Here is a 19,069-nt window from a genome sequence, read left to right as displayed (position 1 = left end):
CACTTAATACGATATCAATGAAAAAAGTAATTTTAAGTTTGACGTTAATAGCAGCGACATTTTCTTATGCTCAGAAAAAAGAGATTGCAGCAGCTGTAAAAGCAATTGAATCAGGAGATACCTCTACAGCAAATTCTCAAATTTCTGCAGCTGAATCTCAATTAGGAGGAAAATTATATTTATTAGAGCCTTCTGTTTTAGAACAATACTATTATGCAAAAGGTTTGGCTTTATTAAAAACTGGAAAAGTGGCTGAAGGTGGAGATATTCTTGCGAGAATAGGCGATCTGAAGCAAACTATTTATACGGGTAAACAAGGTAAAGAAAGAGTTTATTTTGTAGGTAAAGCCGCAGCTGATCAATCAGGAATTTCTGGATTAAAAGAGGAAAAGTATACACCAATACTTGCCCCAAAAATTGGACAATCTCTAGAACCAACCATCCAAGCCGTTAATAAAGAGGCAATGGGAGCCTATGAGAAAAAAGACTATAATACTGCAGGACCAAAATTTGCAGAATTGTCCAATTTGATAAAAGCTGCTGGACAAGACGGTAGACAGTATTTATATTATTCTGCAATTACGTATGCGGTTTCAGATCATAAAGATAAGGCGGTAGATGCTTTTAATCAATTAATTAATTCTGGTTACACAGGATCTGAGACTAAATATTTAGCTAAAGATAAGACTGGACAAACAGTTGCTTTAGATAAGAGCGCTTGGGATTTGTATAAAAAAATGGGTGGTGGAAGTGAATACAAAGATTTCACAATAGAAACTACAAAGAATATTGAGGAGGAAATATATGAAGCAAATATTCAAGTATTAAAGGAACTTAAACGTAATAATGAAATTATTGAGTTAACTGATAAAGCAATTAAAAAATTCCCAAAGAATAGTAAATTTCAAGAAGAGAAAGGGCTTGCATATTATAATACTGGCCAAATTGATCAATTTATTATTTCATTAAAGGAATCTATAACAAAAGACCCAAATGATAAAATTTCTTGGCTAAATTTAGGGATTGTGACAAGTAAAGATCCATCTCGTTCTGAAGAATCGTTTAATTATTTTAAAAAGGTAGTGGAATTAGATCCAAAAAATACTGATTCATGGTACCAGATGGTTATGCTTAAAATTGGTGACGATGAGAAAACGATGGATAGCTATAATGCTTTGAGAAAATCGGGAAAAGTAGATGAGGCTAATGCAGTAATTGAAGCAAGAAGAAAAAGAATGGCTGAAGCATTACCAATTGCAGAAAAATGGTATCAGACAGATCCAAGTAACTTAGATGTTATCTCAATACTAAGAAGTCTATATTCATCAACTGGTAATAATTTAAAGGCGGAAGAATTTAAAAAAATGCTAAATGAAAAGGGAGAGAAAAAGTAAATTTCTTATTAAACTGATATGCTTTTTTTTTCTATTTTTTACAAGTTCTAGTTTTGCGCAAACTCGTGTTCTAATGGAGGAATATGGTGGAGTTTATTTAGTACCTTGTAAAATAAATGGACTTCCCATGAAGTTTATTCTAGATACAGGTGCTTCAGATGTTTCAATTTCACTAACTGAAGCCATGTTTATGTTAAAGAATGGTTTTCTTTCAACTGAAGATATTGGTGGGAAGGTCAGGTATAGTATAGCAAATGGAGATATACATGAAGGAACTCTAGTTAATATTAAGGTTATTGAAATAGAAGGTCATTTTTTATATAATGTTTCAGCATCTATTGTACATGAAACTAAAGCACCATTACTATTGGGGCTTTCTGCAATCTCTAAATTAGGAACAATACAATTATCTGGTAATGAGTTAATAATTTTAAAAAAAAGAGAGATTGATTCTTATAGTGATTTCAATAAAAATATGGCTGTTAATATTAACAAAAATTTAGAATATAAGATTCAAAAAGTAAATGATGAAGCAATGGCAGCCTATGAAAAAAAAGATTACAATACAGCAGGACCTAAATTTGGAGAATTGTACAACTTATTAAAAGCAGCTGGACAAGACAACAAGCAGTATTTATATTACTCTGCAATTACCTATGCAGTTTCAGATTATAAAGACAAAGCGGTAGAAGCTTTCAATCATTTAATTGATTCTGGATATACAGGTTCGGAAACTAAATATCTTGCAAGAAATAGGACTGGACATTTAGTAACATTAGAAAAAAAAGCTTGGGAATACTACAAAAAAAACTGGAGAACTAAAGAATATAAAGATTTCACAACAGAAACAGCAAAGAACATTGAAGCAGAATTGTACGAAAGCAATATTGTTTTATTGAGTGAATTAAGACGTTATGATGAAGCAATTTCTTTAGCAGATAAAGCGATTAAGAAGTTTCCAAATAATTCAAAATTTGAAGAAGCGAAAGGCTTAGCGTTTTATAATTCTGGAAACACAGATCAGTTCATGGCTTCATTGAAAAATACAGTTACTAAAAATCCAAACGATAAAAATTCATGGTATAACCTTGGAGTTTTAGCTGGAAAAGATCCAGCACGTTTAGATGAAGCTCTTGGATATTTGAAAAAAGCAACGGATATTGATCCGAAATTTGCAAATGCTTGGCAGAATATGGCTTTCTTGACGATTGGTGATGATGAAAAGGTTATGAAGGAATACAATGATTTGAGAAAATCTGGGAAAGTAGATGAAGCGAATGCGGTTATTGATGCAAGAAGAAAGAGAATGGCTTCAGCATTACCAGTTGCAGAAAAATGGTATCAAGCAGATCCAGAAAACATCGATGCAGTATCACTTCTAAGAGGTTTATATACTTCGACAAGAAATGAAGCTAAAGCAGCAGAATTCAAAGCGAAGGAAGCAGCTTTACAAGCGAAAGGAAAATAAATAGTAGCAACTACTAAAAATAAAAACCGGAATTTATTCCGGTTTTTTTTGTTCAACTAAAAGCTTTTCTGAAACAATAAGACTGAATTTTTCTTTCTTTTGATCGTATTCAACTAAGATGGTTTTGTCAAAACTATCTTTTTCCAAAATTTTCATTTCCGCTTCTAAAGCCAATTCTTTTTGATTAAGATAATTTAAAAATTCTTTGGTTGATTCTGCAATGCTTTTGAAAATGACCGTTTGATTTTCCTGACATTCGCTGAGCTTTTTATAATTTTTTTCAATGATATTTCCTTCTTTATCAGGAATCGGAGAGCCATGGGGATCCACTTTTGGATAATGCAGAAGTTCATCAATCTTATCAAAAAATCGTTCGGATTTGATATGTTCAATTTGCTCCGCAATTTCATGAACTTCTTCCCATCCGAAATCCATTTTATCCACCAAAAACATCTCTGTTAATCGATGTTTACGTACTACTTGAGCCGCTTGAATTTTCCCTTCTTTGGTTATCGTAAGCGGTTTGTAACTTTCATAAATAACCCAATTTTTATCCGCAAATTTCTTCATCATGCTATTCACACTCGGCATTTTAATGTTCAAAAACTTGCTAATTTCATTCACCGTAACTTGATTTTTAGAATCAATTAAATGGAAAATGGCTTTCAAATAGTTTTCTTCAGACAACGTAATCATGCCTTAAAGATACAAAAGTTAGATAACAAATAGAAGTTGTAAAACATTTTTTCAAACACTTTTAAAACCTTATTTTTGTAGACATTTTATTTTATGGGAGTTCACTTAGTTTTAAAATATTTTCCAAATATTACAGAAGATCAAAAGCAGAAATTCGAAGCTTTGGAAGGATTGTATTTGGATTGGAACGAAAAAATCAATGTGATTTCAAGAAAAGACACCGAGTTTTTGTACGAAAAACACATTCTTCATTCGTTGGGAATTGCAAAAATCATGGAATTTGCTCCAGGATCCAAAGTTTTGGATATTGGTACTGGTGGTGGTTTTCCAGGAATTCCATTAGCTATTTTATTTCCAGATTCCCACTTTACGTTAATAGATTCTATTGGTAAAAAAATTAAAGTGGTAGAAGGCGTTTCTGAAGCGTTAGGTTTGAAAAATGTGACTGCCATTCATGGAAGAGCGGAGAAAGTGAAAGATCAGTTTCATTTTGTTGTATCGCGTGCGGTTACGGCAATGCCAGAATTTTTACGATGGTTGAAAGGAAAATTTCTAAAAGATCAAATCAATGCTAAACATAATGGCGTTTTGTATTTGAAAGGTGGTGATTTAGGAGAAGAATTAGCAGGAATAAAATGTGAAATTTTTAAGTTGAGTTCGCATTTTGAAGAAGAGTTCTTCGAAACTAAAAAAGTCGTTTACCTTTCCAAAGGAAATTTTAATTCGTAAGTTTACTTGATAAAATCAACTGATTATGAAAAAGTTTATTCCAATTTCAATGCTTTGCGGGTTTTCATTGTTGGTCGTAACGTCATGTCTTAATGACGAAGATACACCAATAGAAGCAATAGAAATAGTGAAAATTGATAGTGTTCGAATTGCAAGTGATACCATGGATGTTTATCAAACACAAGTTATTTCTACTTTTTCGCAGTTAAAAGATAATTGTGAAGGTTTTTCTGGTTATGATTATCGAAGTGAATCGGGTTTACTAAGAAAAGTAGCCGCAGTAAAATTTAAAACGAATGAAGCGTGCGGAACTAATGAAACGGCGGTTGAATCAAAATTAAACTTTCAACCTCAAACTACCGGAACCTATACGTTTCAATTTTGGAATGGTCAAGATACTGCCGGTGGCGACCTTTGGATAGAAAAGAAAATAGTCGTGAAATAGCGTATTTTTAAAAGGGAAATCAAAAATTCTTTGCTAATTTTAGCAGAGAATTTTTTTATGAAGTTTTTAAACAAAGTCCTAGACGACATCCTTTCACAAACGAGTGATTTATCCCAATATACCTTTGTTATTCCTGGAAAAAGACCGATTGTTTTTATCAAACAAATCCTTGCTAGCAAGCAGTATGAAGGCTTTCTTCCAGATTTTCTTACCATTGAAGATTGCATTACGGATATTTCGGGAAAAACGCCTATTCAAGGCGTTGGAATGTGGCTTTTAGGCTTTGAAGTATATCAGCAAACCATTGGTGACGAAGATTTTGATTCGTTTGTGAAGTGGTTTCCAACCTTGGCAAAAGATTGGGATGATATGATGAAGTTTTCGGAGAATGATGAAGCTGTTCTTCGTTATATGTTGGACGAAGAACGAATCAAAAATTGGGGAGAAGATCTTGGCGATGATACGGCTAGAAAGAAAAATCTTGATTTTTGGCGAAAGATGAATCAGTTTTTGCCTATTTTTAAGCAAACGTTGATAGATAAAAATCTGGCGACTTCTGGAATGATTCATCAGTTTTCCAAGCAAAACATTGCAGATTATGTTGAAAAAACGACTAAAAAATTCGTGTTCATCGGTTTTAATGCATTAACTCCAGTTGAAGAAAAACTGGTTCGTGGATTATTGCAATGGGACAAAGCATTATGTTATTTTCAAGCCGATTCATATTACATTAATGATACTCGACAAGAAGCGGGATCATTTCTTAGAAAGCACATTCAATGGAAAGAATTCAATGATTATCGAGCTTTCAAGTGGATTGAAGATGATTTTGAAAAACCAAAAAACATTCAAGTTTTTGAGGTTTCAGGAAATATAACACAAACCAAAGTTTTGCCAGAAGTTTTTGCTAAAATCTCAAATGATAAATTAGAAAATACGGCTTTGGTTCTTCTTGATGAAAACCTTTTGCCAGCGACTTTGGACGCGGTAAATTCCGTTTCGGAAATGAACATTACAATGGGGTTTCCGCTGAAAAATCTTCATTTTAGTAATTTGATAAAACAGTTGTTTCACATTCAAAAACAATTGGTTAAAAATCCGAAAACCTACTATCATAGCGACATCGTAGCGTTTTTGGAAGGAATTCCTCAGAATTCAGAAGATCGAAAATTGGTTAATCAGTTTCTTTTTGAAATCAAAGATCGTAACATGGTCTATATTTCGGCTAAGAAAATGAATGAAATGCTTTCAGATTGGTCGCATTATTCGTTGCTAAAAAAGGCTGAAAGTGCAACTTCATTTTTAAATCATTTGATTCCGTTCTGTTTTACACTTAAATTTGAAGTGAGCGATTCGATTGTTTTTGAAAATATTTCGCATTTCGAACAGAGTTTTCAATTAATTAAAAATTTGATTTCTGAGTTCAAAACAGAAATTAAAATTGAAACTTTAGAAGTTCTCGTCAACCAAATGATTAATTTGGAAACATTGGATTTTCAAGGGGAACCATTGGAAGGTTTACAAATTATGGGACTTTTGGAAACGCGGTTATTGAACTTCAAAAATATCATTTTACTCTCGGTTAATGAAGGGAAATTACCTTTAGGGAATACGCAAAATACGTATCTGCCATTTGATGTTCGGAAGAAATTTGATATGCACACATTCTTAGAAAATGACAGTATTTATGCATATCATTTTTATCGATTATTGCAGGATACGGAAAATGCTTTCTTGCTTTACAACGGACTTTCTTCGGGTGTTAATACTGGGGAAAAAAGTCGATTTATTACTCAATTAGAACTTGAAAGTCCACATCATATTGAAGAAATTGTCATCGAAAATCAATCGGAACCCATTGCGGAAACACGGATTACGATTGAAAAAACGCCGAAAGTTCAAGAAAAATTAGCCGAATGGAAAACACATATTTCGGCTACCCATTTAACTTCGTATTTGTATGATCCAATTCAGTTTTATTTGAATTATATTCTGAAAACAAAGGAAACCTCGGAAATTGAAGAAGAACTTTCTAACCGAAATTATGGAAATTTAGTTCACTATTCTTTGGAAGAACTTTATGGAGATCTTGTTGGAGTAAAACTAACAACGCAAGATTTAGAAAACCTTTTAAATAGGGTAGATGCAGCTTTGGATGCAGCGATTATTCGATTAAAACATCAACCCGAATTTTACAGTCGTGGGATGAACTATGTTCATAAAAACATTGCTAAAAAGGTTTTAGAAAAGATTGTTCAGCATGATTTAAATGAAGTCAAAAATGGAAAATCGCTAGAAATTATAGCCATTGAAAAACGTATTGAAAATGTTTCCTTGTTCCTAGATGAAGCCAATGAAAATGAAGTTTTGTTTTTTGGATATATCGATAGAATTGACCGTTTGGATGGAACTATTCGTTTAATTGATTATAAGACGGCGAAAGCCAAAGAGTTAAAATTAACTTTTAAGGATGATAATATCGATACACTTTTGATGCAGGATAAATTTAAGCAAGCAATACAATTGTGTATTTACATGCATTATCTGGAGCAATCTAATGAGTTTTCAGGAAATCAATTTGAAGCGGGAATTTGGAGTTTTGCAGATGCAAGTAAAGGTCCACAAATCCTCGAATATATAAATGGAAACCATGACACCGCCATGATTTCCATTAAAAATTTAATTCTCGAAATTCTCAATCCGGAAGTTCCGTTTATTGAATCTGAAAAGGTGACGTATCAATTTCAAGGTTAGAACGCGTTAATTCCCGTAACGTCCAAACCTGTGATTAATAGATGGATATCGTGTGTTCCTTCGTACGTAATTACCGATTCTAGGTTTGCTGCGTGACGCATCATTGGGAATTCGCCCATAATGCCCATTCCACCTAGGATTTGACGGCTTTCACGAGCAATATCAATTGCCATTTTTACGTTGTTGCGTTTCGCCATCGAAATTTGCGCTGGAGTTGCGGTATTTTCATTTTTCAAATTTCCTAGTTGCCAACAAAGCAATTGTGCTTTCGTAATTTCTGTTACAAATTCCGCTAATTTCTTTTGTTGAAGCTGGAATGAAGCGATTGGTTTTCCAAATTGTTGACGTTCTTTTGCATATTGCAAAGCTGTACAATAACAATCAATCGCCGCACCGATTACTCCCCACGAAATTCCGTATCGAGCAGAATTTAAACACGAAAGTGGACCTTTTAAACCAATGACATTTGGTAAAATGTTTTCCTTTGGGATTTTGACATTGTTGAATACCAATTCCCCTGTTTTAGAAGCCCGAAGACTCCATTTGTTGTGCGTTTCTGGCGTTGTAAAACCTTCCATACCGCGTTCTACAATGACACCTTGTACTTTTCCATCTTCATTTTTTGCCCAAACAACTGCAATATCACAAACGGGTGCATTGGTAATCCACATTTTGGCACCATTTAAAATCACATGATCACCGTTATCTTTGATTCGTGTTTCCATAGAACCCGGATCAGAACCGTGATTAGGCTCCGTTAAACCAAATGAACCAATAAGTTCGCCTTTCGCTAATTGTGGTAAATATTTTCTCTTTTGTTCTTCAGAACCGAATTGAAAAATAGGGTACATCACCAAAGAGCTTTGTACAGAAGCTGCTGAACGTACTGCCGAATCGCCTCTTTCCAATTCCTGCATAATGATTCCGTAAGAGATTTGATCCAAACCTGAACCACCATATTCTTCGGGAATGTATGGTCCCAAAGCGCCAATAGCACCTAATTCACGCATTAAATTGGGTAAATCATGGTGGTCTTGTGCCGCTTGATCAATTTGAGGCATCACAAACGATTCTACCCAATCACGAACAGATTGGCGGATAAGTTTATGTTCTTCCGTTAATAATTGATCAATTAAAAAATAGTCGGGAATGGTTTGTAGAGGGTAATATGACATAGAAAAGATTTTTCCCTAAGGTAAAACTTTTCCTTCTAATCTTCAATATTAAAAACCTCACTTTCTACAAATTTGTACAAATAAGGCGCTTTGTTAGCAGATCCATCATACAATTTTTCCATTCTTTCAAGAAGGTTAGAACTTAACATTTTTCTTTGAAAATTATTTCGTCTAAACTCTTCACCCAAAACGATTTCATACAATTTTTGAAGATCATTCATTGTGAATTTTTCTGGAAGAAGATTGTACGCAACCATCTTGGTATCTAGGTTTTTACGAAGGTGATTCAAACCAACTTGGATAATTCGATCGTGGTCAAACGCCATCGAAGGAAGGTGATTAATATCAAACCAAGCGCAGGTTTCGTTAAATGAATCTGGGAAGGTTTCTACCAACGAATAATTAATCAAACTGCAATAACCAACCGTGATAAAACGTTGAAAAATCCAGTGATCTAAAGAAACATCAATTCCACGATTTCGTAGAAGCATTTGGTGGACGTTATTTTCGGTTCTATTAACACGCCCAAACGTGTGAAACTGATCTAAAAATAAATTTTCTAGATGCGTTCTTTCAAACAAAACACGCTCGGCTGCGGTTCTTAAATCTTCATCATTAAAAACGAAGCCGCCGGGAATCGACCATAAATCCAAATCATGGTATTTCAAAAGTAAAACACGTAATTTTTCTTTATTGTAACCAAAAATAACACAGTCTACTGAAATATGTTGAACGAAATTACTGGTGTCAATTAGTTCCTGTAAATTCTGTTTATTTTTAGAATCGTCGATTTTCATAGGTCTCTTTTTTTGAAGATCAGTCTTTTTTAATGATGGTTTTTAAGAATCCAGCAGTTAGCAAAAAAATGAAAACCAAAGGTATAAAAGAAAATGATAAATAATATATACTTAATGAAAAATCAAAAATAAATGCCATAAACATCGATCCAATCGAGCTTCCAAGCGATGAAATGATGACAATAAATGATACCAAAAGATTAACTTTCTCTACCGGAACTTGTACCAAAAACTTCGAATTGTAAAGTGGATAGAGTGGTGATATGAATAATCCTATGCAAGGTAGCAGCATCATTAAATAAAAAGGAACGGGATTGATATTTGAAATTAAATACTGACCAAATAACATGATACTTCCCGCCGAAATTAAGCAAAACAAGATGTAGTTCCACCAATGGAATCGTTGGATAAGCTTGCTCGTAACAATTCTTCCAATAAAAGAAAATAAAGCTAAAAAAGCGGTTGATTGTAACGCAAAAAAGGAATTTACACCAAAATGTTCCTTATAAAAAGTAGGCATCCAAGAGTTGAAACCTTGTTCTACAAAGACAATACAGAACAGAATTGCAAAGAAAATAAGGGTTTTCGAATTGATTATCTGTTTAATATTGGAAAAATTAGATATTGAATCTTGATGCGGAATATCTTTATAGTCGCGTCTTTGAAGCAAAATAATGGTTACTAAAGATACAACGGCGATAAGAAAAAATCCCCATTTCCAATTGTCTTTAAAATAGCTTTCTAACAACCATCCGAATAAGATATTGACACAGAAAATCCCTATCATAAAGGAAGCTTCCACAGAATTCATGACTTGAGAAAGTCGTTTTTCATTTTCAGAATTTCCTCGAATCAATCCAAAGACACTGATTTTAGCTATCGCAAACGAAATTCCAATAATCACGAACCAAATTCTTAAAAACCAAAAATCATCAACAACGGGTAAAAGGCAGCAGCAAAGCATAACAAGAAATAAAGAAGCTTGTAAAGACCGCTTTGTTCCCATTTTATTAATCAAACTTACGGCTAGAATGGACATTAACGCAATTGGAATATCCTTAAAAAATTCTAATTGTCCTAAGCCCGTGTATGAAATATCTGAACCTGAATAAAATAGGATGATAATCCCCATACAGTTGAGTAACATTGAAAAAATGAGAAAAGAGAGCTTTAAAGGTAGAAATTCTCTAAAAAGAGCTTGTGTCATGCAGTTTACGTTAAACTTTGTTAATAAAAAATTAACTGATCTAGTAATTTTAGGGCTGTAAATATCGGTAAATAAAAGAAATATGCAAAAAAAATAAATTTTTCTTGGTGTTAAAGAAAATTTAATATATTTATTGTCTCAAAATGAGATAAACAAATCATTATCCTATGAATATAAAGATTACTAAGAGTCTTGGATTGGTTGCTGTAATGTACTTTACAGGAACAATGCACGCTCAGCAAAATGACACTATTACTAAGGAGAATAAAATCGAGGAAGTAGTAGTTATTGGTTATGGTACTCAGAAAAAAAGTAACGTAACAGGTTCTATTGCCAGCTTAAAAGCTTCAGATATTGAAGATATCCCCGCTGGTAAACCAGAGCAAATTCTTCAAGGTAGAACTGCCGGTGTTTCTGTTGTAACCAATTCTGGGCAACCGGGATCTAGTGCAACAGTGAGAGTTAGAGGTATCACCAGTTTTGGTGCTGGTGGAAATGATCCGCTTTGGGTTGTTGATGGTATTATCGTAGATGGTATCGGGTGGTTAAACCAATCGGATATCGAAAGTATGGAAATCCTAAAAGATGGAGCTTCATCTGCAATCTACGGGGTATCTGCTGCAAGAGGGGTAATCCTTGTCACAACAAAGAAAGGAAAAAGAGGAGCCTTAACCATTTCTTATAACGGAAGTTTTGGTGTTTCTAATGCTGCAAGAAAATTGGACCTTCTTAATGGAGTTCAGTATGCAAGCATGATTAATGAATCTTTAGTTAATGATAATAAAGCGCCACGCTTTTTAGACCCAACAAAATTCGGTCAGGGAACAGATTGGCAAGACACTATTTTTAATACAGGACAAAGACAATCTCAAGAAATCAGTATCAGTGGAGGAAATGATAAGTCAACATTCTTTTCTTCATTCGGATATTTTGATCAGTCGGGTATTGTAATGGGTGACATCTCAAATTATAAGAGAATTAATGCGAGGTTGAATTCAACTCATAAAGTACTAGACTTTTTAACAGTTGGTCAAACCTTTTTATACACACATCAGAAAAGTCAAGGTATTGGAACCAATGAATTATTTGGTGGACCTTTAAGTTCAGCAATCAACTTAGATCCAACAACTCCAGTTGTTGTTACAGATTGGTCTATGGTCGATCCAGCGAATTATACCAATCCATTAATTATTCGTGATGAACATGGGAATCCATATGGTATTTCTCCATACGTACATCAAGAAATGTCTAATCCTTTAGCGTATAAATATACTCGTTTGGGTAGAACAGGTTGGTCTGATGATTTCGTTGGGAATGTTTTTGCGGAGTTAAAGCTAATGAAAGATTTAACTTTCAAAACATCATTAAATGGTAAAAAATCATATTGGGGAAGTCAAGGATTTAATCCAAAATTCTATTTGAGTCCATCTTTGAATAACCAATCATTCAACAGCTTAAACAGAACGACACAAACGAAATTTGAATGGAGTTTTGAAAATACCTTAACGTATCAGAAAAAATTCGACAATCATAATTTAAGCGTATTATTAGGTCAAGGAGTTTACCGCTATGATATTGGTTCGGGAGAAAGTGTTACATACACCAATTTACCTGTTGAGAACTGGCAAGACGCAGCTTTCTACGAGGTAGATCCTAAAAATATTACAGCTAGTGCATGGGATTATGCTCAAACAAGAAGAGCATCTTATTTTGCGAGAGTAATCTATGATTATCAAGATAAATATTTATTTACAGGAACGTACAGACGAGATGGCTCTTCAAAATTCCTTAAATATTGGGGAGATTTCCCATCATTCTCATTAGGATGGAACGTTCATAAAGAAGGATTCTGGAAAGATAATAACATTATTAATACATTGAAACTTCGTGGTGGTTATGGTATCTTAGGAAATGATGCAATCCCGAATTTCATGTTTAGAAGTTCACTAGTTTCAGGAAGTAATTATCCAAATGGTGAGTTAGATCCTTCTATTATTATCGGATATACTCCAAATACACTAGGAAATCCAAACTTAAAATGGGAAGAAACGGCACAAACAAACGTTGGTGCTGATATTAGATTCCTTCAAAATTTTACTTTTGGATTCGATTGGTATCGTAAGAAAACAACAGATATCTTAAGACAAGTTTCTATTCCTGGATATGTAGGTGTACCTACGAACCCATATTCTAACATTGGAGATATGGAAAATAAAGGGATGGAATTCGAATTAGGATATAAAAAACGTTGGGATAATTTTGATATTTCATTTAACGGAAACTTCTCAACCAACCAAAACAAAGTGTTACGTTTGGAAGATGATGTAGAATGGAGAGAGTTTTCTTCACTTCACTCCATGGGTACCGTTTCTAGATTGCAAGTTGGGAAACCAATGGGAACATTCTATGGATATACGTATAGCGGAGTTTTCCAAAATCAAGATCAAATCAATTCTTATGTGAACGCTAACGGTGAAGCAATTTTACCTGGAGCAAAACCTGGAGATTTTATTTGGCAAGACAACAACGGCGATGGTAAAATATCTGAAGAAGATATCGTTGATATCGGCGGATCTTTACCGAAGTTCAACTACGGTTTCACTTTAAACATGAACTACAAAAACTTTGATTTCATGGTGTTTGCACAAGGTCAAGGTGGAAATATGTTGCTGCAAGGACTTAGAAGATTGGATATGCTAGATGCAAACTGGCAAACTGCAATTCTAAATAGATGGACAGGTGAAGGTTCTACAAATTCTAACCCTCGTTTAACTCGTGATGACCCTAACGGAAACTACCGTAAAATGTCGAAGTATTACCTTCAAAAAGGGGATTACATGAGAATTAAGTTGGTACAATTAGGATATACCCTTCCAAAAGATATTACGAGTAACTTCGGAGCTAGCAAAGTTCGTTTCTATGTAACAGGTGAAAACTTATTTACGTTTACAAAATATACAGGATACGATCCAGAAATCGCTGGAGGTAACGAGTATGGTATCGATAGAGGATATTATCCACAAGCTAGAACCTTTATTTTAGGAGCAAATATTACTTTTTAAGAACGAAACAATATGAAAAATAGAAGATATATATACAAAGGTCTTGCAGTAGTAATGCTTGCAGGATTAAGTTTCAGCAGCCTTAGTTGTAATGGTGATTACATTGGTGATGTTGAAAATATCGGAACTTTTGATGATGTGAATTATTTCAAAAGTGAAGAACAATGTTTAAGTGCTACCGCATCTGTTTATGATATCATGAAGAAATATGCCGGTGGTTTCGAGAATATGGTAACTTTCCTTAATGCAGGATCAGATGATTTTTATTCAGGAGGTGGTAGTGCAACAGATGGTGCTGGTATCCAGGGATTCAATAATTTTACAATTAATGAAATCACAATGCCAGGTAGCTATTGGAGAGATTATTATCAAGGAGTTGCTAGAGCAAACTGGGTAATTCAAAGAATGCCAGATTCGCCTGTAAGCGATAGCTTTAAGAAGAGAATTGTTGCCGAAGTAACGGTTCTTAGATCACTTTATTACTTTGAATTGGTAAGAATGTTTGGAAATGTTCCATTAATTTTAACGCCAATCGGAGCAAATGATGATTATTGGAATATCCCTCAAAATACACCTGCTGAAGTGTATGCGCAGATCGAAAGTGATTTGGTAAAATCGATTGATGATTTGCCAATGACAGTTGCTGGTGACGAAAGAGGTCGTATTACTCAAGGAAGCGCAAGAGCTATTCTAGGAAAGATTTATTTGTACAATAACAAAAAAGCAGAAGCAGCAACGCAATTAGCTTTAGTTAATGGAACTCCAGGAGGAACCAGTCAGTTTGGTTACAAATTGGTTGCTAATTATGACGACCTATGGGTTACAGATAATAAATTTACGACAGAATCCGTTCTAGAAGCAGTTTACACAAACAAAGGAATGTCCGATTGGGGATTCTGGGGTTGGGGTAAAGACGAAGGTAACTCTATTTGTATCATGACTGGTCCAAGATCCTACAACTACAAGAGTGGAGATGCTCCAAAATTAGTTTCTGGTTGGTCATTTAACACGGCATCGGAAGGTTTATTCAATGCTTTGAATGGAGATCCACGACAGAATGCTACGATTCTTAACATGAATAAACTTCAAGCAGAAGGAAAAGCAAGTTATTCGCCTGCATTCGCAGATACAGGATATTTCTTGAAAAAATATGCCCCTTACGAAGCTAATAAGTCAACTCTTCCAGGAGCAATGGAATTGAACTTTAGACAAAATTATATTGCGATTCGTTTAGCGGATACGTATTTAATGGAAGCTGAAGCCTTGGGTGGAACAGGAGCAAGGGCTCAAGCGTTATTAGATGCTGTACGAAGCAGAGTGAAATTAGCTTCAGTACCAGTTTCTATGCAAGCAATTAAAGACGAAAGGAGAAAAGAATTAGCAGGAGAAGGACACCGTTTCTATGATCTTGTACGATGGGGAGAAGCTTCTTCTAAACTTGCATCTAAAGGATTTAAAGCTGGTAAAAATGAAATTTTACCAATCCCTTACAATGAATTGTTGAACACTGCAATTAAGCAGAACCCTAACTATTAATTTTAGAAATTATGAAAACAAATTTAAAATATGTTATTTTATCGGGGATCATGTTAGGCACACTTGCTGTTTCATGCGTTCCTGAAAGTATCGATGGGGATGGGAATGGCTTGGTTCCGGATGCAAGTATTGATGCTGGTTTTACGATCACAGAAACTTCTGCAAATCACTATGTATTAAAAGCGAACGCTAATAATTATATTGTTTCTAAATGGAACATTGATGGTGGAGGCTTTAATAATGGTAAACAAACTGAAGAATTGTTCCTTCCTGATGCTGGCAAATATGTTATAAAACATGCGGCGATTGGACAAGGTGGTAATGTTGCTGGTATCACAGAACAAACGATTACGGTTGCTAAATCTGACCCTAAATCTGGAAATCTTATTAAAGGTGGAAAATTTGATTCGGCTGAAGATATTGCAAACTGGAAGATTTTAAAAATTAGTAATGCAAATGCGGCATGGACTTTAGGGAATGGTGCAGCAACACTTATTGCAAGTTTAAGTAATCAACAAGCGATTTATCAAGCGGTGGATGTTGTAGCTGGAACTAAATATACAATGGATATGCAAGTTTCTTCTCCAGGTCTAAAAGATACTTGGTTTGAAGTTCTAGTTCTAGATAATGAACCTCCTCAAGGAAATGACGTTTCCGGAACAGTTTATAGAACGATCAATACTTGGGCAGGTTGTGGAAATTCTGAATTTAATGGTAAAATATCAGCTGTCGGTTGTGATGGTGATAAAAATAAAGGAGTTTATACAGCAACAAAAACGGGTAAAGTATTTTTCCTTATCAAATGTGGTGGCGCAAGTGCCAATGTTAAAGTTGATAACGTAGAATTTAGAGGCCTAAATTAATTCAAAATAAAAAAAGGGAGCTTAGTCTCCCTTTTTTATTCATAGTATAACACAAAAATTAACGAAAATGAATAACGTATTTAATACCCTAAGGAAAGGAAAATTTTTGTATTTCTTTGGTTTAACAACACTAATCTATTGCCAAAGTGCAAGTGGAGGAGAAACCCCAGATAATGGTGGAGGAGGAACAAATCCGCCAACCACAACAGGACCGACAGCATCGGTTTGGATGACTAAATCAGATGAAAGTGCGAAAATTCTTAAACAAGCTGATATCGTTTTTAATGCGAAGCCAAATTTGTTTAATACCATTGAAGTAAATCCCAATCAAGTATATCAAAGTATTGATGGATTCGGATATACATTAACTGGTGGAAGTGTTGAAGTAATCAACAATCTGAGTCCAGCAAAAAAAGATCAACTATTACAGGAGGTTTTCGGACTAGGAGAGAATGGGATAGGAGTTAACTATTTACGGTTGAGTATTGGTGCATCCGATCTTAATAGTTCTGTATTTTCATACAATGATTTACCAGCGGGCGAAACCGATCTTACTTTATCAAAATTCAACATGGCAAAAGACCAGCCTGTAATTGATATGTTAAAGAAAATTTTAGCGATCAACCCGAACATTAAATTAATGGCTACACCTTGGTCGCCACCGGTTTGGATGAAAGATAACGGATCAACCATTGGTGGAAGTTTGAAACCAGAATACTTGGGTGTTTATGCGCAATATTTTGTAAAGTATATTCAAACAATGAAGGCGAATGGAATTACAATTGATGCAATTACGCCTCAAAACGAACCTTTGCATCCAGGAAATAATCCATCTTTGTTGATGCTTGCAGAACAACAAGCAGATTTTATTAAAAATCATTTGGGACCAGCTTTTAAAGCTGCGGGAATCAATACAAAGATTGTGATTTATGATCATAATTTGGATAACATCACGTATGCAACAACCATCTTAAACGATGCTGCTGCAAACCCTTACGTTGATGGAACTGCTTTCCATTTGTACAACGGAGATATCTCTGCAATGGGAACATTACACAATGCATTTGCCAATAAAAACGTATATTTTACAGAGCAATATACACCATCAAATGGTTCATTTGGAGGTGATTTCATGTGGCATGTAAAAAATGTAATTATCGGAAGTATGCGTAATTACAGTAAAACGGCATTGGAATGGAATCTTGCAAATAATGCGAGTTTCCAACCCTACACACCTGGTGGATGTACTGTGTGTAAAGGTGCGATTACCATTAATGGAAATGATACTTTTGAGAAAAATGTAGCGTATTATATTGTTGGACAAGCTTCAAAATTTGTTCCTGTAAACTCACAAAGAATTGAATCTAATCAGGTAGGGAATTTAAGCAGTGTTGCGTTTCTAACTCCGGCAGGAAAAACAGTCGTTATTATTCAAAATGAAGGTTCATCACCTGAAAATTTTAATATTAAATACAAAGGAAACTCGGCTTTAACAACGTTACCAGCGCAATCTGCTGCAACGTATGTTTTTGATAAATAGAGAAAAAATGTAATACCATGAAGAAGCCTGTATTCAAATTATCCACTTCGTCTATTGCACTCGTTTTGCTTGTAAGTGCAATTTCATGTCGTTCTAATGTAGAAAAATCAAAAGATCGAGTTCTCGTTTTCAGCGACGAATTTAATGGAAAAGGACTTCCAGACTCTAAAAAGTGGACGTATGAAACAGGTGGTGATGGTTTTGGAAATAATGAACTTCAATATTATACCAAAGATCGTCTTGAAAATGCGAGGCTCGAAAATGGAAATTTAATTATTGAAGCTCGGAAAGAAAAATGGGAGAAAAATGAGTACACATCAGCAAAACTGGTAACTCAAAAAACATTTCCTTTTCAGTATGGAAGTGTTGAAGTTCGAGCAAAACTTCCAAAAGGAGTGGGAACGTGGCCAGCCATTTGGATGTTGAGTGAAAATATTAAGGAATGGCCTGATGATGGGGAAATTGATATCATGGAGCATGTTGGTTACAATCATGGATTTATACATGGATCGGTACACACTAAAAAATACAATCACATTATTGGAACTCAAAAAACCGATACAATCGTTGTGAAAGATGTGAGCGAAAAATTCCATGTGTATCGTGCAGATTGGACTCCCGATAAAATTGAAATGTTTGTAGATAATCAGAAATTTTTCACGTATATCAATACAGAGAAAAGTTATGAAGCGTGGCCTTTTGATCAACCATTTTTCTTGATTTTAAATCAAGCCGTTGGTGGAAATTGGGGCGGTAAAGAAGGTGTTAACGAATCTATTTACCCTCAAAAGTTTTACATTGATTATGTCCGAATTTATAAAACAAGCGGACAAAAATAAGCGAAAAAACACCATTTTTCATATCATGTTAACAAAAGGAAAGCAGCTCTAGTAGCTGCTTTCTTTATTTCTTATTGTATTAATCCTTACATGGTTGAGATTCAAATTTATGGCCATCACCATATTGTATTTTCTTTGGATTCGCATATTTAGTACCCGTGGCATCATAATCACCAATTCCTTCTAATAATCCGTTATCTTTCTTTAAAAACCAGATTTCACGTTCTGATTTTTGACCTTCAGCGGTAAATTCGTAATTAAGTTTTAACGTATCGCCACTAGAAGTTCCCATAACTTCACCAGACGAATTGTCTTTTTCGAAATTCTTGTAGCTAAGAGTTCCAACTAAAGTCCCAAGATTATCTTGTACGCGTAAGAAAACAGAATCTTTTCCAGATGTTGCTAAATAACAATTTACTTTAATATCCATGGTATCGTAATCTACATTTTCAGTTGTCGCCGTACTATCAGATTCTTGAGCGATATGGGTTGTTTCTTTTTTAGTACAGGAAATGACACCAAACAAAATTGCAAATGCAGCAATACTTAACTTCTTCATAGTTT

The 19,069-nt window shown here is 34.5% G+C and carries 15 protein-coding genes; 10 read left to right on the top strand and 5 right to left on the bottom strand.

The window, feature by feature from the left end; translation table 11 throughout:
• Positions 1–17: 17 nt before the first annotated feature.
• Together AC5XHR_RS01200 and AC5XHR_RS01195 are read left to right on the top strand one after the other, a co-directional pair.
• Positions 18–1,394, top strand: coding sequence for a tetratricopeptide repeat protein (locus AC5XHR_RS01200; protein ID WP_495948946.1), 1,377 nt, complete (start codon positions 18–20; stop codon positions 1,392–1,394).
• 73 nt (positions 1,395–1,467) lie between these two features.
• Entirely contained in the window at positions 1,468–2,862 is a 1,395-nt protein-coding gene (locus AC5XHR_RS01195; RefSeq protein ID WP_495948945.1) for a retroviral-like aspartic protease family protein, read from the top strand.
• A gap of 33 nt (positions 2,863–2,895) precedes the next feature.
• Here the strand turns inward: AC5XHR_RS01195 and AC5XHR_RS01190 are convergent, their stop codons facing one another.
• A complete protein-coding gene (locus AC5XHR_RS01190) occupies positions 2,896–3,558 on the bottom strand; it encodes a metal-dependent transcriptional regulator (RefSeq protein WP_495948944.1) in 663 nt (220 codons plus the stop codon).
• A gap of 93 nt (positions 3,559–3,651) precedes the next feature.
• On the opposite strand from AC5XHR_RS01190, the gene rsmG reads away from it, so the two are divergent.
• From rsmG to AC5XHR_RS01175, 3 genes are read left to right on the top strand one after another with little or no spacing between them, the layout of a single operon-like run.
• Complete coding sequence (gene rsmG / locus AC5XHR_RS01185) at positions 3,652–4,287, top strand: 16S rRNA (guanine(527)-N(7))-methyltransferase RsmG (RefSeq protein WP_495948943.1); 636 nt, start codon at positions 3,652–3,654, stop codon at positions 4,285–4,287.
• Between the two features lie 25 nt (positions 4,288–4,312).
• Positions 4,313–4,732, top strand: a complete 420-nt coding sequence (locus AC5XHR_RS01180; RefSeq protein ID WP_495948942.1) for a hypothetical protein — start codon at positions 4,313–4,315, stop codon at positions 4,730–4,732.
• Between the two features lie 57 nt (positions 4,733–4,789).
• A complete protein-coding gene (locus AC5XHR_RS01175) occupies positions 4,790–7,486 on the top strand; it encodes a PD-(D/E)XK nuclease family protein (RefSeq protein WP_495948941.1) in 2,697 nt (898 codons plus the stop codon).
• Here the strand turns inward: AC5XHR_RS01175 and AC5XHR_RS01170 are convergent.
• The 3 genes from AC5XHR_RS01170 to AC5XHR_RS01160 are packed head-to-tail and all read right to left on the bottom strand — an operon-like array spanning position 7,483 to position 10,605.
• Positions 7,483–8,661: an acyl-CoA dehydrogenase family protein gene (locus AC5XHR_RS01170; RefSeq protein ID WP_495948940.1), complete on the bottom strand. Its 1,179-nt coding sequence runs from the start codon at positions 8,659–8,661 to the stop codon at positions 7,483–7,485. The genes AC5XHR_RS01175 and AC5XHR_RS01170 overlap by 4 nt on opposite strands.
• A 35-nt stretch (positions 8,662–8,696) precedes the next feature.
• Positions 8,697–9,458 (bottom strand): NUDIX hydrolase, encoded by a 762-nt coding sequence (locus AC5XHR_RS01165; RefSeq protein ID WP_495948939.1) that lies wholly within the window; start codon positions 9,456–9,458, stop codon positions 8,697–8,699.
• A 19-nt stretch (positions 9,459–9,477) separates the two neighbouring features.
• Positions 9,478–10,605 (bottom strand): MFS transporter, encoded by a 1,128-nt coding sequence (locus AC5XHR_RS01160; protein WP_495948938.1) that lies wholly within the window; start codon positions 10,603–10,605, stop codon positions 9,478–9,480.
• Positions 10,606–10,832: 227 nt separating this feature from the next.
• Between AC5XHR_RS01160 and AC5XHR_RS01155 the strand changes: the two genes are divergently transcribed.
• From AC5XHR_RS01155 to AC5XHR_RS01135, 5 genes are all read left to right on the top strand, one after another.
• Positions 10,833–13,727: a SusC/RagA family TonB-linked outer membrane protein gene (locus tag AC5XHR_RS01155; protein ID WP_495948937.1), complete on the top strand. Its 2,895-nt coding sequence runs from the start codon at positions 10,833–10,835 to the stop codon at positions 13,725–13,727.
• 12 nt (positions 13,728–13,739) lie between these two features.
• Positions 13,740–15,263 (top strand): RagB/SusD family nutrient uptake outer membrane protein, encoded by a 1,524-nt coding sequence (locus tag AC5XHR_RS01150; RefSeq protein ID WP_495948936.1) that lies wholly within the window; start codon positions 13,740–13,742, stop codon positions 15,261–15,263.
• Between the two features lie 50 nt (positions 15,264–15,313).
• On the top strand, positions 15,314–16,126 hold the full coding sequence (locus tag AC5XHR_RS01145) for a hypothetical protein (RefSeq protein ID WP_495948935.1): 813 nt from the start codon (positions 15,314–15,316) through the stop codon (positions 16,124–16,126).
• Positions 16,127–16,193: 67 nt separating this feature from the next.
• Positions 16,194–17,666: a glycoside hydrolase family 30 protein gene (locus AC5XHR_RS01140; RefSeq protein WP_495948934.1), complete on the top strand. Its 1,473-nt coding sequence runs from the start codon at positions 16,194–16,196 to the stop codon at positions 17,664–17,666.
• A 17-nt stretch (positions 17,667–17,683) separates the two neighbouring features.
• Positions 17,684–18,505 carry a glycoside hydrolase family 16 protein gene (locus AC5XHR_RS01135; protein WP_495948933.1) on the top strand — a complete coding sequence of 274 codons (822 nt, stop codon included), beginning with the start codon at positions 17,684–17,686 and terminating at the stop codon, positions 18,503–18,505.
• Positions 18,506–18,584: 79 nt separating this feature from the next.
• Here AC5XHR_RS01135 and AC5XHR_RS01130 read toward each other — a convergent pair whose 3' ends face one another.
• Positions 18,585–19,064: a hypothetical protein gene (locus AC5XHR_RS01130; RefSeq protein ID WP_495948932.1), complete on the bottom strand. Its 480-nt coding sequence runs from the start codon at positions 19,062–19,064 to the stop codon at positions 18,585–18,587.
• Positions 19,065–19,069 lie beyond the last annotated feature (5 nt).

This window comes from Kaistella sp. CFF1-2, assembly GCF_059509915.1.
This window is presented reverse-complemented; position numbering and strand designations above follow the sequence as displayed.

Bases quoted from the DNA above. Each gene is read 5' to 3' on its own strand.
- AC5XHR_RS01200 (WP_495948946.1), top strand. From the start codon at position 18: ATGAAAAAAGTAATTTTAAGTTTGACGTTAATAGCAGCGACATTTTCT.
- AC5XHR_RS01195 (WP_495948945.1), top strand. From the start codon at position 1,468: ATGGAGGAATATGGTGGAGTTTATTTAGTACCTTGTAAAATAAATGGA.
- AC5XHR_RS01190 (WP_495948944.1), bottom strand. From the start codon at position 3,558: ATGATTACGTTGTCTGAAGAAAACTATTTGAAAGCCATTTTCCATTTA.
- rsmG (WP_495948943.1), top strand. From the start codon at position 3,652: ATGGGAGTTCACTTAGTTTTAAAATATTTTCCAAATATTACAGAAGAT.
- AC5XHR_RS01180 (WP_495948942.1), top strand. From the start codon at position 4,313: ATGAAAAAGTTTATTCCAATTTCAATGCTTTGCGGGTTTTCATTGTTG.
- AC5XHR_RS01175 (WP_495948941.1), top strand. From the start codon at position 4,790: ATGAAGTTTTTAAACAAAGTCCTAGACGACATCCTTTCACAAACGAGT.
- AC5XHR_RS01170 (WP_495948940.1), bottom strand. From the start codon at position 8,661: ATGTCATATTACCCTCTACAAACCATTCCCGACTATTTTTTAATTGAT.
- AC5XHR_RS01165 (WP_495948939.1), bottom strand. From the start codon at position 9,458: ATGAAAATCGACGATTCTAAAAATAAACAGAATTTACAGGAACTAATT.
- AC5XHR_RS01160 (WP_495948938.1), bottom strand. From the start codon at position 10,605: ATGTTACTCAACTGTATGGGGATTATCATCCTATTTTATTCAGGTTCA.
- AC5XHR_RS01155 (WP_495948937.1), top strand. From the start codon at position 10,833: ATGAATATAAAGATTACTAAGAGTCTTGGATTGGTTGCTGTAATGTAC.
- AC5XHR_RS01150 (WP_495948936.1), top strand. From the start codon at position 13,740: ATGAAAAATAGAAGATATATATACAAAGGTCTTGCAGTAGTAATGCTT.
- AC5XHR_RS01145 (WP_495948935.1), top strand. From the start codon at position 15,314: ATGTTAGGCACACTTGCTGTTTCATGCGTTCCTGAAAGTATCGATGGG.
- AC5XHR_RS01140 (WP_495948934.1), top strand. From the start codon at position 16,194: ATGAATAACGTATTTAATACCCTAAGGAAAGGAAAATTTTTGTATTTC.
- AC5XHR_RS01135 (WP_495948933.1), top strand. From the start codon at position 17,684: ATGAAGAAGCCTGTATTCAAATTATCCACTTCGTCTATTGCACTCGTT.
- AC5XHR_RS01130 (WP_495948932.1), bottom strand. From the start codon at position 19,064: ATGAAGAAGTTAAGTATTGCTGCATTTGCAATTTTGTTTGGTGTCATT.